The 16513-nt window shown below is 58.4% G+C and carries 14 protein-coding genes and 2 pseudogenes; 11 read left to right on the top strand and 5 right to left on the bottom strand.

What is annotated here, in order from left to right:
* Nucleotides 1-242 (top strand): annotated as a pseudogene (locus ABYT07_RS12110) (hypothetical protein); the annotation flags it as partial.
* A gap of 81 nt (nt 243-323) precedes the next feature.
* Here the strand turns inward: ABYT07_RS12110 and ABYT07_RS12105 are convergent.
* The gene (locus tag ABYT07_RS12105) at nt 324-920 is read right to left on the bottom strand and encodes a lytic transglycosylase (RefSeq protein ID WP_372991952.1); all 597 of its coding nucleotides are present in this window, start codon (nt 918-920) and stop codon (nt 324-326) included.
* 531 nt (nt 921-1451) lie between these two features.
* On the opposite strand from ABYT07_RS12105, the gene ABYT07_RS12100 reads away from it, so the two are divergent.
* From ABYT07_RS12100 to ABYT07_RS12085, 4 genes are all read left to right on the top strand, one after another.
* Nucleotides 1452-2633, top strand: coding sequence for a hypothetical protein (locus ABYT07_RS12100; RefSeq protein WP_372991951.1), 1182 nt, complete (start codon nt 1452-1454; stop codon nt 2631-2633).
* 265 nt (nt 2634-2898) lie between these two features.
* The gene (gatB, locus tag ABYT07_RS12095) at nt 2899-4410 is read left to right on the top strand and encodes an Asp-tRNA(Asn)/Glu-tRNA(Gln) amidotransferase subunit GatB (protein WP_372991950.1); all 1512 of its coding nucleotides are present in this window, start codon (nt 2899-2901) and stop codon (nt 4408-4410) included.
* Nucleotides 4411-4502: 92 nt separating this feature from the next.
* Entirely contained in the window at nt 4503-4985 is a 483-nt protein-coding gene (locus ABYT07_RS12090) for a thioesterase family protein (RefSeq protein ID WP_372991949.1), read from the top strand.
* Nucleotides 4986-5056: 71 nt separating this feature from the next.
* Nucleotides 5057-5605 carry a hypothetical protein gene (locus tag ABYT07_RS12085; RefSeq protein WP_372991947.1) on the top strand — a complete coding sequence of 183 codons (549 nt, stop codon included), beginning with the start codon at nt 5057-5059 and terminating at the stop codon, nt 5603-5605.
* Between the two features lie 29 nt (nt 5606-5634).
* Here ABYT07_RS12085 and ABYT07_RS12080 read toward each other — a convergent pair whose 3' ends face one another.
* Complete coding sequence (locus ABYT07_RS12080) at nt 5635-5892, bottom strand: BolA family protein (RefSeq protein ID WP_372991946.1); 258 nt, start codon at nt 5890-5892, stop codon at nt 5635-5637.
* A gap of 75 nt (nt 5893-5967) precedes the next feature.
* Between ABYT07_RS12080 and ABYT07_RS12075 the strand changes: the two genes are divergently transcribed.
* From ABYT07_RS12075 to ABYT07_RS12050, 6 genes are all read left to right on the top strand, one after another.
* Nucleotides 5968-6597: a J domain-containing protein gene (locus tag ABYT07_RS12075; RefSeq protein WP_372991945.1), complete on the top strand. Its 630-nt coding sequence runs from the start codon at nt 5968-5970 to the stop codon at nt 6595-6597.
* Nucleotides 6598-6817: 220 nt separating this feature from the next.
* Complete coding sequence (gene cobS, locus ABYT07_RS12070; RefSeq protein WP_372991944.1) at nt 6818-7804, top strand: cobaltochelatase subunit CobS; 987 nt, start codon at nt 6818-6820, stop codon at nt 7802-7804.
* Nucleotides 7797-8189, top strand: coding sequence for a hypothetical protein (locus tag ABYT07_RS12065; RefSeq protein ID WP_372991943.1), 393 nt, complete (start codon nt 7797-7799; stop codon nt 8187-8189). Before cobS ends, ABYT07_RS12065 begins: the two co-directional genes overlap by 8 nt.
* Nucleotides 8186-10060 carry a cobaltochelatase subunit CobT gene (gene cobT, locus ABYT07_RS12060; protein WP_372991941.1) on the top strand — a complete coding sequence of 625 codons (1875 nt, stop codon included), beginning with the start codon at nt 8186-8188 and terminating at the stop codon, nt 10058-10060. The genes ABYT07_RS12065 and cobT overlap by 4 nt, the downstream gene beginning before the upstream one ends.
* A gap of 56 nt (nt 10061-10116) precedes the next feature.
* Complete coding sequence (locus tag ABYT07_RS12055) at nt 10117-11907, top strand: aminopeptidase P family protein (RefSeq protein WP_372991940.1); 1791 nt, start codon at nt 10117-10119, stop codon at nt 11905-11907.
* Nucleotides 11908-11946: 39 nt separating this feature from the next.
* Nucleotides 11947-12294 carry a DUF427 domain-containing protein gene (locus ABYT07_RS12050; protein WP_372991938.1) on the top strand — a complete coding sequence of 116 codons (348 nt, stop codon included), beginning with the start codon at nt 11947-11949 and terminating at the stop codon, nt 12292-12294.
* Between the two features lie 9 nt (nt 12295-12303).
* Here ABYT07_RS12050 and ABYT07_RS12045 read toward each other — a convergent pair whose 3' ends face one another.
* From ABYT07_RS12045 to ABYT07_RS12035, 3 genes and pseudogenes are all read right to left on the bottom strand, one after another.
* Nucleotides 12304-14049 (bottom strand): calcium-binding protein, encoded by a 1746-nt coding sequence (locus tag ABYT07_RS12045; protein ID WP_372991937.1) that lies wholly within the window; start codon nt 14047-14049, stop codon nt 12304-12306.
* 146 nt (nt 14050-14195) lie between these two features.
* The gene (locus ABYT07_RS12040) at nt 14196-15881 is read right to left on the bottom strand and encodes a chloride channel protein (RefSeq protein ID WP_372991936.1); all 1686 of its coding nucleotides are present in this window, start codon (nt 15879-15881) and stop codon (nt 14196-14198) included.
* Nucleotides 15882-15961: 80 nt separating this feature from the next.
* Nucleotides 15962-16513, bottom strand: a pseudogene (locus ABYT07_RS12035) (DNA repair protein RecN); the annotation flags it as partial.

Here is a 16513-nt window from a genome sequence, read left to right as displayed (position 1 = left end):
TGACGGACAGCGACCTGTGCTGGCACAGCGGGTCGCGCAACGCACAGATCACCTTGGCAGAGATCGACAAGACCCGCTTTGACACACGATTGGACTTTTCGGTCCGCGCAACGGTGATCCTGAAAAACGGCCGCAAAATCCGGATACCGTTTGAGGCAACGCCGCCCCACCAAGACTTCGAACATGCCCTGAACGCCAAAGACATCACAACCGAGCGTCACCATTTCAGCCTCAGACAATGATTCCATGCTTCTCTGGCTCTTAAATATCCTCGCCGAAGGCATCCAGCCAATGCGCCAAACACCAACGCTTGATGCGCCCCTTCAGGGCCGCGCCTTGGGACGTGACGCGCCAATCGGCTTGCAGTAATTCTGACGCCTCAACCAACCCGCCATCGCCTCCCGCTTTGCGGCACTGCGCATTGGGCCCCAATCTGCTGCAACGCCGCGTCCGCCGCGCCCATAAATGACACCGTCACGCGGCACCGTGACCGCCATGATGCGTGCAGCACAGCTTAGGTTCGCGGCACCGTTTCTCAACGCCTCTCCGGTACCGACATTGCACTTATACCCGCGCGCCGTCGCAGGCAGGATTTGCAACAACCCAAACCAGCGCCCCCCGCCACCCACAGCCCGAGCCTTGTAGGTGCTCTCATATTTGGACAGCGCCGACATGAAACCCACCCAAAACGCCCGTCGCGCCGCATCATCCGCTGTGGGGTACGCCGGACACCACTGCGCGATGTCGGCAGGCACTGTATCAACCAAGGGCGCTCCATGGCCTTTCAATGCGGACAAGGCAGACCGTGTCCAAAGCGCATGACCTTGCATGTGTTGAAACTGTGTGCGCGGTAAATTGCCGGGGCGCGTCGGGGGCGAGATCGCAGAAAGGTGCGCCTGATCCGAAACGGATGTATCAATCGATTTTAAAACGAGCCCCGGCGTTGCATTCTTGCCATCAGCGTCCAGCGAGAAAGCTGCCTCTGCTCCGCGATCGGCGCGTGCGCTTACGGCGTCACTGGCTAACGCATAAGTTGCGCAGCTCACTATAGCCAAAACCAAAAGCAATACCCTCACCCGGTCAGCACCCTCTCTGAAAGCTCTTTGTTTTATGTGGGCGCAGTTAACGGTGCTATGTCTCATCCAATACACCATCCGCGATCACACCATATCTAATCCATGAACAATTGGGCAAGATTTCGCCTTAAACACCCCCCTAAGTTGCAGAGAAATCTTTGACCGACCTTCGCAGCGCCATCTTCGTGCCCAATTACGGTGGCAAAACTAGCCTCATTAATCGGGTTCCAACGACTGAATGGACAAAAAATGCAGCATTTGAGCAAAATTTTCAAACGTAAAAAAATACCCGCAATTTTTTCGGGTGCCCAAAAACCGACGCCCACTATTTCAATGCTTGCAGACCGGATCGCTGGCGCAAAAAGCCAAAATCGTGTGGCGCGGCGTCTGAATATCCAAAACCTGCAAGAACAGCTTTGCATCCACTGCCCCGACCCTACCGCCGAGGAGCGTCTGCGCGACACTAATCAGGAATTGGGCCAGAAAATGGTGCGTCAGGAAAACTGGCAAGAACTAGCCCAGATCATCCGCACAGCTGATGCCGCACGGTCGTTGACCCCGGGTTCAATGCCGGTGGCCGAGCTGATCAGCTATGGTGCGCGCGCTGACGTTGTGACGGCAGCAGAGCATGCGATCAGCGAAATCGAAGAAAAATCCTCCAGAGCCCTGCTGGATGGGATCGAGGATTTCGAACATGTCCTTGAAGCCAGCCCCGACGATTACGCGGTCGCCTGTATCGTCGCACAGGCGCATATCGACATCGGTTGGGCTTGGCGGGGCAATGGGTGGGATATGGAAGTCGCCCCCCGGAATCGTGACGCTTTTGCCGCGCATTTCGAACGCGCCAGCGAGATCATTGCCCCCTTCGTCGAAAGATACCCCGACAGCCCCTTGGTGGCTGCCACCCACTGTGCACAAGTCAGCGGCCCGATCGGCAAAAAGAACGACGTGGCCGACAAGTACGAACATCTTATCGATCTCAACCCCAACAACCCGCGCCCGATGCGCGCCATGGGCAACCACCTGCTGCCCCGGTGGTTTGGCAGCTATGAACAGCTTGAACTAGAAGCCCGTCGCACAGCGGCACGCACCGAACACATCTGGGGGGCCGGCGGCTATACTTGGGTCCAGTTCGACGCGATTTCATGCGATGACACCGCCTGCGCCAATCTGGATCTGCCTTTTTTCATCGACGGGTTACGCGACATCCTGACCCGGCGACCCAACGCCTATACCGCCAATCTTCTGGCCGCCTATTGCGCCAACACCATTGGCCAAGGCTATTCCGGCAATGACGAGGCAGATCACGTGCGGGCGCAAATCTCGGATTGTACGGAATGGATTGTGCGCGAATATCTGACGGAATTGCACCCGATGATCTGGGCCCACGCGGCCCACGGGTTTGACAATAACATCCGCATCCGGTCACCCCACAAGTTTGCGGCCTCCGGGCGCGAAGATGCGCTGCGGATTATGGCAAGCCTTTTCAAATCCGAAATCGCAGCAGGTAACCGTATTGTCTTTACCGACAAAGGCCCCCGCGCCACGATTGCCTGACCCAAAGCCCAATCCGAAATTGCGGTCCACTGGAGCGGAATGATCGTAAAAGATCTGAAACGGTAAGGCCCGTATTAGGTCAGTGCCGCGGAAACATATCACGAATTTAGTGTACTGCCCCCATCAGTACCCCGAATTGTGCCGGACCAGCCTGCACGCTGATCCGGCACCTTTGCGTCTTGCAAGGTGACCTGCACCCTCTTGCAGCACCCCGCCCCCTGTCTTATGACCACAGCATATCCCTAAAGACGCCAAAGGTGCCCCGATGCTTGACCTGACCTATGACAGCCCCAAAGTCCGCACAATTGCCGGTGCCAAACATGACTGGGAACTGGTCATCGGGATGGAGGTGCATGCGCAGGTCCAATCCAACGCCAAGCTGTTTTCGGCGGCCTCAACCAAATTCGGGGCGGAACCCAACAGCAACGTATCTTTTGTGGACGCGGCGATGCCGGGCATGCTGCCCACGCTTAACGAATTTTGCGTCGAACAGGCGGTGCGTACCGGTCTGGGCCTGAAGGCACAGATCAATCTGGAAAGCGCGTTTGACCGTAAAAACTATTTCTATCCCGACTTGCCGCAAGGCTATCAGATTTCCCAACTTTACCACCCCATCGTGGGTGAAGGCGAAGTGCTGGTTGAACTGGGCGACAACATCGCACGTCTGGTGCGCGTCGAACGCATCCACCTTGAACAGGACGCGGGCAAATCCATTCACGACATGGACCCGAACATGTCCTTCGTCGATTTGAACCGCACAGGTGTCGCCCTGATGGAGATCGTCAGCAAGCCCGACATTCGTGGCCCCGAAGAAGCCGCAGCCTATCTGACCAAACTGCGCCAGATCCTGCGCTATCTGGGCACGTGCAATGGGGACATGCAATCAGGTGCGATGCGCGCCGACGTGAACGTGTCGATCTGCCTGCCCGGCCAGTATGAAAAATACCAAGCAACGCAGGATTTCAGCCATCTGGGCACCCGTTGCGAGATCAAGAACATGAACTCCATGCGCTTTATCCAGCAGGCCATCGAGGTCGAAGCGAAGCGGCAGATCGCCATCGTTGAAGGTGGCGGCGAAGTCGTGCAGGAAACCCGCCTGTTTGACCCTGACAAGATGGAAACCCGTTCCATGCGGTCCAAGGAAGAAGCGCATGATTACCGCTATTTCCCCGACCCCGATCTGCTGCCTTTGGTGATCGAACAGGCTTGGGTTGATAACATCAACGCGACTTTGCCCGAATTGCCCGACGCCAAGAAAGCGCGCTTTATCAATGACTTTGGACTAAGCGACTATGATGCATCCGTGCTGACCGCAGACCTCGACAGCTCAAGCTATTTTGAGGAAACAGCCAAAGGCCGTGATGGAAAGATGGCTGCGAACTGGGTGATCAACGAATTGTTCGGCCGTCTCAAGAAAGACGAAAAGGCAATTACCGACAGCCCCGTCACCCCTGCCCAATTGGGCGGTGTGATCGACCTGATTGCTTCTGATGCGATTTCGGGCAAGATCGCCAAAGATGTGTTTGAAATCGCCTATACCACAGGCCGTGACCCCGCCGAAATCGTCGAGACCGAGGGCCTGAAACAGGTCACCGACACCGGCGCGATCGAGGCAGCAGTGGACGCAATCATCGCGGCAAACCCTGATCAGGTCGCTAAGGCGCGGGAAAACCCCAAGCTGGCAGGCTGGTTCGTGGGTCAGACCATGAAGGCCACAGGTGGCAAGGCGAACCCCAAAGCGGTCAATGAAATCGTAGCGAAAAAGCTGAACGGCTGAGGGCGGCACGGAATTTTCAAAAATTCCGGCCCGTTTTCTTTGAAGAAAACGTTCCCCGCCGAAGCTGGATCACCCTAACGAAAGGTTGCCCCTTGGAAACGCCCTTCAAATCATCACTGCGCCCGGTCAGGCCCGAATGGATCGACTTTAACGGGCACCTGAACATGGCGTATTATTCCGTGTTGATGGATAACGCCGTCGATGACGCCTATGAGCACCTTGGCTTCGGACCCGAGTATCAAAAGCAGGGCTGCACCACCTATGTCGCCGAATTTCACATCTGCTATGTCCGCGAATTGCATGAAGGCGCGCAGACCTACTGCACCTTTCAGCTGCTGGACTATGACGAAAAGCGGTTTCACAGCTTTACGCAGCTTTGGCACGAAGACGGCTGGCTTGCCGCCACCGGCGAGGCGCTGACCCTGCATGTCGATCAATCCGGTCCCCGCGTTGCCCCCATGCCCGACACGATCCTGACCAAGCTGGAACAGATGAAGCAAGCCCACAGCACGCTGCCCTTTCCCGAACGTGCAGGACGCAGAATCGCGATCAAGCAACAGGCACCTCAAAGCTGAAAAGCACTGCCATACGTTGTCGGAGATTTTTCGATGCGGTATGATGTGCATAAAAATCTTGAAGGACCCCCATGCCCCGATACGAGTATAAAGTTGTCGCCGCCCCCAGCAAGGGCTTGAAGGGTAAGAATATCAAAGGGGCCGAAGCGCGGTTTTCACATGCACTCCAAGAACTTATGAACGGGCTTGCAGGGTACGGCTGGGAATATCAGCGCGCGGAAACCCTGCCTTCGATTGAACGGGCGGGTCTGACGGGTACGACAACCGAATGGCGCAATGTTTTGGTGTTCCGCCGCCTGCGCGACAACAATGGTGAGGGTTTCAGCCCCGAATTGCTGCCCGCTCCGCATGAATTCGACGGCGATCCGGCCCCGGCGCAAAAGACCGAAACCACAGGATCACAGGGTGATTCATCGCCCACCGCGAATGAGGCAGATCAAGACACCCCGACCATTGCCGCAGCTTTGGTCAGCAGCATGGCCCTGCGGCGGAAGAAACCCGCCGACAAGGGCGCTGCAGATGCGGCCCCCGAAGACGACGCCCCATCACAGGCACCCGAAGATAGTGCGCCCGACACGTCCGCCCAAGTGGATCAGCCCCCCCTCAAGTCGAAAGACTAATCAGCACGGTATGTGTCGGGGACTATGTTTCAGGTATCCAGATCCAGCGCCAGCGCGTGGATGCGACCAATCAACTCAGGCCCCAACGCGCCATGCACCGCCCGGTGCCTTGCAATACGGCTAAGGCCTACAAAGTGGCTCGACCGGATTTTGACGTTGAAATGGCTCTCGCCCCCCTCGCGGTGCCCTGCGTGGCCGCGATGGCTTTCGCTGTCATCGACGACATTCAACTCCGAGGGCGCAAACGCCGCCTCAAGCTTGTCTGCAATTTCTTGAGTTACTGACATTTTTTCGCAAAGCCCCCTTCTATCTGACGCTGTAAGCCTTAAAGTGAACGGCCTGAGTCGGAAAGGTCCAAACCCATGCCAAAACCTGATCCCTTTGGATTCGACATGTCTGTGTCGTCCTCAAAGAAAAAAAATCCCCGTGGTCGGCGGGGGATGTCCGGCGCGTCCGAGACATCACAGCGCGTCTGTTCGCATCCCGGATGCGAGCTGGACGGCAAATACCGTGCGCCCAAAGCGCCCGATGTGCTGGACGATTACATCTGGTTCTGCCAGCAGCATGTCCGTGAATATAACCTAAAGTGGAATTTCTTTGACGGCACCACCGAGGCCGAATTGAACGCCCAGATGTCCAAGGACAAGGTCTGGGAACGCACAACCAAGCCTTTGGGCGACCCTGAAGCGCGGGCTTGGGCGCGGCTTGGCATCGAAGACCCGCATCAGGTATTGGGCAAGAACGCGACGCAGAACCCCGGCAAGGGGCCAGCCGCAGGACGCCGCCTGCCGCCCACAGAACGCCGCGCGCTCGAGATTCTGGAGGCCAAGGACACTTGGACCAAACCCGAAGTGCGCAAGGCTTATAAAAAGCTGATCAAGGTCCTGCACCCCGACATGAACGGCGGCGACCGCAGTCAGGAAGAACAGCTGCAAGAAGTCGTCTGGGCTTGGGATCAACTGAAATCCAGCCGGAATTTCAAAGACCAGTAACCCCCCTTTTGCGCGCTCGGGCCTGTTTGCAGGCAAGGCGCGCAAAAGCCCCCGTCGCTTGGGAAAAATGCTCGAAAATCGCAAATGGCTGAAACATTGACCGCCGCGTCATTGTCGCAGAGGCGAATTGGCCCTTTCCCTTGCGTCTCAGAAAGATATGTTGCCACCCAACGGCGACCCTGACCCGCAGGGCGCGCACCAGCATGAAGGACGACACGACATGACCGAGACCTCATTGGATCTTAACGCGAAACCCACCAAAGAGATCTCCGTGCGCGAAGTCTTTGGCATCGACACAGACATGATCGTGCATGGTTTTGAGGAACGCACCAGCCGCGTGCCGGATCAGGACAGCACCTACAAGTTCGACCCTGATACGACGATGGCGATCCTTGCCGGCTTTAACCACAACCGCCGCGTTATGGTTCAGGGCTATCACGGGACGGGTAAATCCACGCACATCGAACAGGTGGCAAGCCTGCTGAACTGGCCCTGTGTGCGCGTCAACCTTGACAGCCACATCAGCCGGATCGACCTGATCGGTAAAGACGCGATCAAGCTGGTCGATGGCAAACAGGTCACCACCTTCCAAGAAGGCATCCTGCCTTGGGCGCTGCGCAACCCCACCGCGATTGTGTTCGACGAATACGATGCGGGCCGCGCAGACGTGATGTTCGTGATCCAGCGCGTTCTCGAAGTTGACGGCAAGCTGACTTTGCTTGACCAGAATAAGGTGATCGAACCGCACCCCTATTTCCGCATTTTCGCGACCGCGAACACCGTAGGTTTGGGCGATACAACGGGCCTCTACCACGGCACGCAGCAGATCAACCAAGGTCAGATGGACCGTTGGTCGCTGGTCGCCACGCTGAACTATCTGTCGATTGACGCTGAAACCGCGATCGTTCTGTCCAAGAACCCGCATTACAACACCGACAAAGGCCGCAAAACGATCAAGCAGATGGTCACCGTCGCCGACCTGACACGCACCGCCTTTATGAACGGCGATCTATCCACGGTGATGTCGCCACGTACCGTCATCGCATGGGCCCAAAATGCCGAGATTTTCCGCAACGTCGGCTATGCGTTCCGCCTGTCGTTCCTCAACAAATGCGACGAGCTTGAGCGCCAGACGGTTGCCGAATTTTATCAGCGCCTGTTCGACGAGGAATTGCCTGAATCAGCGGCCAGCGTGAGCCTTGGGTAAAAGCGCGCCCATCATCGGGGTCTGTGCAGCCCTGCTGACAAGCAGCGGTGCGCAGGCCTATGATGACGCGGCGATCTATCCCGCCGCGCAATGCGCTGCCTTCTGGTTGGGGTTCAACGACTACGCCAAACGGTCACCGTTTTTGGACAGTTCGCCGGATGATCTGAACCGGTCAAATGCGTTCCGTTCGGTTGCCGTCAGACTGGCCCCCGCCCGTGTGGCTGAAATCGACCGGACGATCCAAGACCAGCGCAGCGCAATGGCCCTTTTGGCCGAAGCCGTGATTTATGCCAACGACAAGCAGTCTCGCAAGGTATTTGAAACACTGACACAAACCTGCGAGAGTTTTGCAAGCAAACATCCTGAGACGCGAGATTTGAAATGAGCAAACCATCAGACAATCCCGCCGACGCGTTCAAAAAAGCGCTGGCCGAAGCGACCAAGGTCATGTCCCATGACCCCGATCTGACCGTCAGCTATTCCGTCGATCCGTCGGGCATCTCGGGCGATGCGATGCGCCTGCCGCAGGTCAGCCGCCGGATGACCCGTGACGAAGTGTTGCTGGCCCGTGGCACCGCAGATGCGCTGGCGCTGCACAGGCGCTATCACAACGGCCAGACCCATTCGAAGTACCTGCCCAACGGCGACATGGCCCGCGAGCTGTACGAGGCGATGGAAACCGCCCGTTGCGAGGCTGTAGGCGCGCGTGACATGCCCGGCACCGCCGGAAACATCGACGCCAAGATCAAATACGATTCCCTGCGCAAGGGCTATGATCAAGCAAAACAGCCCAGCGACGTACCGCTGTCCACCGCTGCGGGGTACCTTGTGCGCCATCTGGCCACGGGCCGCGATTTGCCCCCCGGTGCCGCCAACGCGATGGAACTGTGGCGCGGCTATATCGAAGAACAGGCTGGCGGCACGCTTGAGACATTGAAAGATACATTGGACGATCAGGCCGCATTCGCACGGTTTGCCCGCAAGATGATCGTTGATCTGGGCTATGGCGACCAGTTGGGCGATGATCCTGACCAATCCGACGACGATCAGGACGAAGCCGAAGAAGAAGGCACCGAAGAAGAACAAGATCCCGATAGCACCGGTCAGGACGAAGACGACGAAGAGGCCGAAGCATCCCCCGAGCAATCGCAAGAAGAGCAGCAGGACGCATCGCAGGCGCAAGTGTCGATGGACGACATGGCCGATCAGGAACTTGGCGAAGAAGCCGAGATGCCCGATGGCGACGCCCCGATGGAACCACCTGCCCCGCCGCAAGCGTCAGATGCCGATCCGAATTATCTGGTCTACCGCACCGACAATGACGAGGTGATCGGCGCAGAAGATCTGGCCGAACCCGCCGAATTGGAACGCCTGCGCGCCTATCTGGACCAGCAGCTAGAGCCGCTGAAAGGGGCCGTAAGCCGCCTTGCCAACAAGCTGCAACGCCGGTTGCAGGCGCAGCAGAACCGGTCGTGGGAATTCGACCTTGAGGAAGGCACGCTGGACGCGGGTCGTCTGGCGCGGATCGTGGCGAATCCGACCACGCCGCTGTCGTTCAAGATGGAAAAAGACACCGAATTCCGCGATACCTGCGTGACGCTGCTGCTTGATAACTCGGGGTCAATGCGGGGTCGGCCGATCTCAATCGCGGCGATTTGTGCGGATGTTCTGGCGCGCACGCTGGAACGCTGCAACGTCAAAGTCGAGATTTTGGGCTTTACCACCCGCGCGTGGAAGGGCGGCCAAGCCCGCGAGACGTGGCTGAACGAAGGCCGCCCTGTGCAGCCCGGCCGTCTGAACGACCTGCGCCACATCATCTATAAATCCGCCGACGCACCTTGGCGGCGCACCCGGCCCAATCTGGGTCTGATGATGAAGGAAGGCTTGTTGAAGGAAAACATCGACGGCGAGGCGCTGGAATGGGCGCACCGCCGGATGATTGCCCGCCACGAGTCGCGCAAGATTTTGATGGTGATCAGCGACGGCGCACCGGTCGATGACAGCACGCTGTCGGTAAACCCCGCCAATTATCTGGAAAAGCACCTGCGCGATGTGATCGCCATGGTCGAAAAGCGCAAAGCGGTCGAACTGTTGGCGATCGGGATTGGCCACGATGTGACGCGGTATTATGACCGCGCGGTCACGATTACCGATGTCGATCAGCTGGCTGGTGCGATGACTGAACAGCTGGCAGCGCTGTTTGACACCGATCCCCGCAAACGGGCGCGCGTCATGGGCATGCGTCGCGCAAGCTGAGGGTGCGGAACGCTCTGCGGGGAGTTTATTTGGCAAAATGAAGAAGGACTTGCGTCATGTTTCAATCGTTTGAGGTGACATCGAGGCCTGAACAAGGGCCACCGCGTTTGGCGGCGTTGCGTGCGGAATTAAAGGCCGAAGGGCTGGACGGCTTTCTGGTGCCCCGTGCGGATGCACATCAGGGCGAATATGTAGCGCACCATGATGAACGGCTAAGCTGGCTGACCGGATTTACCGGATCGGCGGGATTTTGTGCTGCGTTGATGGATGTTGCGGGCGTGTTCATTGACGGGCGGTACCGCACACAGGTCAAGGCGCAGGTGGCAGATGTCTATACCCCCGTGGCGTGGCCCGAGGTGTCCTTGGCAGAATGGTTGAAGGCGGAATTGCCGGGTGGCGGGGTTGTCGGGTTTGATCCGTGGCTGCATGCCGTGGGGCAGATCGAGCAGCTTGAGGAGGCGTTGAAAGGCAGTGGTGTCACAATGCGGCGTTGCGCCAATCTGGTAGACCGGATTTGGCACGATCAGCCCGCGCCACCGATGTTTCCCGCCAAAGTGCACCCATTGGAATTCGCCGGTGAATCGCACACCGGCAAATGCGCGCGCTTGGGCGCGGCGTTGCGCGACAAGGGCGAGAGTGCCGCAGTGATTACCTTGCCGGACAGCCTGTGTTGGTTGCTTAACATTCGCGGCGCAGACATTGCACGCAATCCAGTTGTGCATGGCTTTGTGGTGTTGCACGGATCGGCGGCGGTTGATCTGTTTGTCGAACCGCAAAAAGTTGCAGATCTGGCCGACCATCTGGGCGACAGCGTGACCGTACATGCGCCTGATGTGTTGCTCGCCTATCTTAGCGCCCTGCCCGGGCCGATCCGGCTGGACAAGGCCACCGTTCCGGTTGCCGTGGCCGATGCGGTAGGAGACCGTGCATCATGGGGCGACGATCCTTGCGCCTTGCCCAAGGCCTGCAAGAACGAGGCCGAGGTCGCAGGATCAGCTGCGGCGCATTTGCGCGACGGCGCGGCCTTGGTTGAACTGCTGGCGTGGCTGGATGCACAGACCCCTGGCACGGTTTCCGAAACACAGGTCGTGGCAAAGTTGGAGGCGGCCCGCCGCCGTGACAACGCCCTGCAAGACATCAGCTTTGAGACCATCGCAGGTACCGGTCCGAACGGGGCAATCATGCATTACCGCGTGACCGAGGAAACCGACAGCATGCTTGAGGACGGTCACCTGCTGGTGCTTGATTCCGGCGGTCAGTATCTGGATGGGACAACGGACATCACCCGCACCGTCGCCATTGGTGCCGCTCCATTGGAGGCGAAACAGGCCTTTACCCGTGTTCTAATGGGCATGATCGCGATGAGCCGGTTGCGCTGGCCGCGGGGCCTTGCCGGGTCCCATATCGAGGCAATCGGTCGCTTGCCCTTGTGGATGGCGGGGCAGGATTTCGACCATGGTCTGGGGCACGGCGTCGGCGCGTACCTTAGCGTGCATGAAGGGCCACAGCGATTGAGTAGGATCAGCACCGTGCCGTTGTCCCCCGGTATGATCCTGAGCAACGAGCCGGGCTATTACCGCGAAGGCGCTTTTGGCATCCGCCTTGAAAACCTGCTGGTTGTGCGCCCTGCGCCCGACCTGGCTGGCGGGGATCATCACCGCGAAATGCTGTTCTGGGAAACGCTAAGCTTTGCCCCGATCGACAAGCGTCTGATCCTTGCCGATATGTTGGATACGCCGACGCGCGACTGGTTGAATACCTATCACAGCGACGTCGCGGAAAAGATCGGGCCCCGGCTATCGCCAGAGGCGAAACTATGGTTGGATGCCGCAACTGCGCCGATTTGAGCGCCAAAAAGATAATATATTTCAGGGGGAAACGAAAACATGACAGACCATATCAAGATCATAAAAGCCAACGGCACATGGACAGTCCGCGCCGGGGGGGCCGTATTGGCAGAGACCAAGAATGCGCTGGAACTGCGCGAGGGCGACATGGATGCCGTGATCTATATTCCGCGCGAAGATATCGCCATGGCGTTCTTGGACAAGACCGACAAGACCACCCACTGCCCGCACAAGGGCGACGCGAGCTATTATTCCGTGGTCACGAAAAGCCGCACTTTAAATAATGTGGCGTGGTCATATGAAAATCCCAACGACGCTGTCGCTGGGATCAAGGGCCATCTGGCCTTTTATTCAACTGTCGACGAAGTCGCCGTCGAACAGATCTAGGCGTCGTCCTTAGACGTTCAGCAACCAGCTGGTGTCGGCGCTAAGCGCGGCGGCATCAGTATTTTGCAAGATTACAACGACATTCCCGCCAACCACGATTTCACTGTCCGTGCCATTTGCAGCGGCCCGAATGACAAAGTTGCCATCGCCCGGTGCGAATGTCGCCGGAGAGGTCTGGGTCTCCTGCAAATACAGCCCGTCTTCTGCCAGATTAAAGTCCGTCACGATGACGGGATCTGTGCCCACCTGATCATAGCCAATCGCGTTGATCACATCGGCACCAGTACCGCCCGTGACAGTATCGCCATCGTTGGCGCTGATCGTGTCATTGCCATCCCCGCCCATTACCGTGTCTGCCAAGGTATCGGAAACGCCGGTCACATCTGTGCCAAAGTTAAAGTCATAGGCGCGGATCACGTCATTGCCGGCACCGCCGTCAATCTCGTCTGCACCGGTTCCTGACAGCAAGAAATCATTGCCGTCCTCGCCCATCATCGTGTCGTTGCCCGGACCGCCAAAGATCGCGTCATTGCCCGCACCACCGCTGATGATGTCATCGCCCTTATTGCCCGCCAGCTGATCGGGGCCTTCGCCACCGGACAGGGTATCATTGCCTGGACCCGCGTTGATCGTGTCAGCACCGCTATCCCCGAACAGGTTGTCATTGCCGCCACCACCGTTCAGCAGATCGCTTTGGGTGCCGCCATCCAAAAGGTCATCGCCTGCGCCGCCATTCAGCGTATCATTCAAGCCACCACCCATCAGGGTATCATTGCCGACATTGCCATTCAGCAGGTCGTTGCCGCCCATGCCGTCCAGCAAATCGTCACCAGACAAACCGCTAAGCGTGTCATTGCCAGTGCCGCCGAACAGGGAATCGTTGCCCGCGCCGCCGTTCAGGCCATCGTTACCGTCGTTGCCGTACAGTTCGTCATTGCCATCGTTGCCAGCAAGGTAATCAAAGCCCTCACCGCCGCTAAGCGTATCAAAACCACGACCGCCAAACAGAATATCAGCGCCAAAATTGCCCTGAATATCATCGTTGCCCGACCCGCCGTTCAGCAGATCGTTGTTGGTGCCGCCGCGCAGGACGTCGTTGCCTTTGCCGCCAAACAGCGTATCGGCCAAGCCGTTGCCAAACAACGTGTCGGCCCCGTCGCCGCCATCAAGGTAATCCGCGCCATTGCCGCCCACTAGCGTATCCTGCCCGCCAAAACCGGCAAGGCTATCGTCACCAAAATTCCCCTCAAGGGAATCGTCACCAGCACCGCCATCCAGCGTGTCATTGCCGTTTTCACCCATCAGCGTGTCATCGCCAGTGCCGCCGCGCAGCAGGTCGGTGCCGTCGCCGCCAAGCAGCATATCGTCATCGCCAAAGCCGGTCAGAAGATCGGCACCGGCACCGCCATCAATAGTGTCCGCCTGCGGGCCACCATTCAGCGTGTCATCACCGTCATTCCCTTCGATGGTGTTCAGACCACCGCCACCTGAAATGCTGTCGTCGCCGGTGCCACCAACCAAGTAATCGTCATTGCCAAAACCGTTGATCGTGTCGTCGCCCTCAAGGCCGTTCAGATCATCCATGGCCCCTGTGCCGGTCAGCAGGTCGTTGCCGATTGTGCCGATCTGGGTGTTCACCACAGCATCCGGATCATCCTGCATCTGATCGGTTGTTTCAGTGTCATTGTCATCGTCACTGAACAATCCGGCCGCACCAAAAAGTGCCAAAGCGGGTAGCAAAAGCAAGCCCAACATAAATCAATCCCCTCAAATAAAGTTAAGGTTAGATTAACCTAATTCTCACCATCGTTAAGCCATGAAATTGCCTCATTTGAGTTGGTTGAAGACGGATCAACGACAATCACAAAGGCGCTGCGTCATTGTTATTCCATGCGCTACAATTACGAATGCTCTTCGGCGGCAGTATCCGCCAAGGCACGGTTATAGGCCTTCAAAGCGTCCACTTGGAACAGAGCCCCCAGCAATTCGGGCGGCGAATCAGGTTTCAAAGTCACAACCGGAATGAATGCAACCCCTGATTGTTCAAAGATCGGCATCGCAGCCTCAAGCGTGGCGGTGCCGTCGATATATGTGCCCTCTTTGATGAGGGTCCAGCAGGTTTCCTCGTCGGCCGCACGCGGATCATCAGGGCGGCGCATGATCCGCGCCACCACGAACATCGCCAACAAATAGGCCTGCGGACCAGCGGCCAGATGCACGCCGCGCCGCTCCATCTGGGTCAGGAAAAAACTGCGGTCGACCATGCGTGACGCCAGCGCCGTGGACAGGCTGACAGCGATCATTACCGCCAAACCGGTCTGCCAGTCGCCCGTCAGTTCAAACACAATCAACGTGGTCGAAATCGGTGCCCCCAGCACGGCGGCCGCGACCGCCCCCATCCCTGCCAGCGCATAAAGAGACGTGACACCCGACACATTGGGAAACACCCCCGTTGCGATCAGCCCAAAGGCCAGACCAGTCAGCGCGCCCAACATCAAGGACGGCGAAAACACCCCGCCCCCCATGCGCCCGCCCAAGGTGATCGACACCGCGATGATCTTGAGTACCGCAAAAACCAATGCTTCATTCAGGACCATATTGCCCGCCAGCGCGCGTGTTGTCGTCTCGTAGCCGACACCGATGATATGGGGGAACCAAAGCGCAATAACCCCCAAGATTGCGCCAGCCGCACAGGGGCGCAGATAGCGGGGTAGCCGGGCCTTGTCCTGAATGAAGTTGCCGATGTCTTCGGCCCAGAAAATACTGCGCATCAGCACGACGGCCACCACACCGCAGGTCAACCCAAGCAACAAAAACGCAGGTAGTTCTGCATAGAACGCCACATCGCCAATCTTGGGCAGCGCAAATTCAGTCAGCCCGCCGAATTCCATCCGGTTGATCACCGTCCCCGCAGCGGACGCAATCACGATCGGCGCAAACGCATGAACCGCAAAATGCCGCAGCACAACCTCGAGCGCAAAAAGCGCGCCGGCAATCGGGGCGTTAAAGCTGGCTGAAACCGCAGCTGCCACTGCGCAGCCCAGCAGATCGCGCCCCGTGATGCCGCTGGCGTTGATGCGGCGGCTGACGAGGGTCGAAATCACCGCGGCCAAATGCACCACCGGCCCTTCGCGGCCAGAGGATCCACCGGTGCTGAGCGTGATCATCGACGCCAAAGCCGACGCCAGCCCCGCCCGTGTTTCAACCCGACCGTCATGCATCGCCGCACCCAAAATCACGTCGCTGACGCTGCGGACCCGCGCATCGCGTGTGAAGTTATGCAATATCACCCCGACCAGCAGCCCGCCGACCGTCGGGATCAAAACGACCCAATACCAGTCGAGACTGCCAATAAAGCTGTGCAGATGCTGCACGTCATCCGTACCGTAAAGAAACGCCTGTATCGCATTGATTCCCTTGCGGAAAAACAGTGCGGCAAATCCCGCCGCGATGCCCACCATAAGGGCAATAAACCAAAAGGTGACCTTGCCCGGCCCCTTGAGGCGCAGCACATCCCAGCCCACGCGGGCCTTGCCGCAGGCAACATCATATTGTTGGATCAGATAAGGACGCGGGTTCAAGGCCATGCCTGCTTTTGATCGGGGACTATATCCTGTCTAGGACGAACGATGGCGCGTTAAAACCCCCACAGTGTGCCTGACCTGCGTCAGCCTGCGAATTGGTCGCCCAAAAGTTCGCGCGCGGCGGCGCGGGCGGCATCGGTGATGGTATCGCCTGCCAACATCCGCGCAACTTCATCCACACGCTCGGGGTCTGACAGCGGCGTGACGGTCGACAACGTCATGCCTTTCGACACCGATTTGGAGACCCGCCAGTGATGCGCGCCAAGGGCTGCAACCTGCGGCGAATGGGTCACGACAAGCACCTGACCGCCCTGTGACAACGCCGCCAACCGCCGCCCCACCGCATCGGCAGTGGCCCCGCCAACGCCGCGGTCGATTTCATCGAAGATCATCGTTAGCCCGGTCTGCCCCTTGGCCAAACAGACCTTCAACGCCAGCAAAAAGCGGCTAAGTTCCCCTCCTGACGCGATCTTGCCCAACGGGCCCGCAGGTGCGCCGGGGTTGGTGGCCACAGTAAAGGACACGGCATCGCGTCCTTCGGGGCCGGCCGCATCGGCGGTGATCTGGGTCTGGAACACCGCGCGCTCCATCTTGAGGGGGGCAAGTTCCGCGGCGACGGCTTTGTCCAGCTTGAC

This window comes from Sulfitobacter sp. (genome assembly GCF_041552635.1).
Lineage (GTDB): Bacteria > Pseudomonadota > Alphaproteobacteria > Rhodobacterales > Rhodobacteraceae > Sulfitobacter.
This window is presented reverse-complemented; position numbering and strand designations above follow the sequence as displayed.

Excerpts from the sequence above, each read along its gene's own strand:
- gatB (WP_372991950.1), top strand. The coding sequence starts at position 2,899 with ATGCTTGACCTGACCTATGACAGCCCCAAAGTCCGCACAATTGCCGGT.
- ABYT07_RS12085 (WP_372991947.1), top strand. The coding sequence starts at position 5,057 with ATGCCCCGATACGAGTATAAAGTTGTCGCCGCCCCCAGCAAGGGCTTG.
- ABYT07_RS12080 (WP_372991946.1), bottom strand. The coding sequence starts at position 5,892 with ATGTCAGTAACTCAAGAAATTGCAGACAAGCTTGAGGCGGCGTTTGCG.
- ABYT07_RS12075 (WP_372991945.1), top strand. The coding sequence starts at position 5,968 with ATGCCAAAACCTGATCCCTTTGGATTCGACATGTCTGTGTCGTCCTCA.
- cobS (WP_372991944.1), top strand. The coding sequence starts at position 6,818 with ATGACCGAGACCTCATTGGATCTTAACGCGAAACCCACCAAAGAGATC.
- cobT (WP_372991941.1), top strand. The coding sequence starts at position 8,186 with ATGAGCAAACCATCAGACAATCCCGCCGACGCGTTCAAAAAAGCGCTG.
- ABYT07_RS12055 (WP_372991940.1), top strand. The coding sequence starts at position 10,117 with ATGTTTCAATCGTTTGAGGTGACATCGAGGCCTGAACAAGGGCCACCG.
- ABYT07_RS12050 (WP_372991938.1), top strand. The coding sequence starts at position 11,947 with ATGACAGACCATATCAAGATCATAAAAGCCAACGGCACATGGACAGTC.
- ABYT07_RS12045 (WP_372991937.1), bottom strand. The coding sequence starts at position 14,049 with ATGTTGGGCTTGCTTTTGCTACCCGCTTTGGCACTTTTTGGTGCGGCC.
- ABYT07_RS12040 (WP_372991936.1), bottom strand. The coding sequence starts at position 15,881 with ATGGCCTTGAACCCGCGTCCTTATCTGATCCAACAATATGATGTTGCC.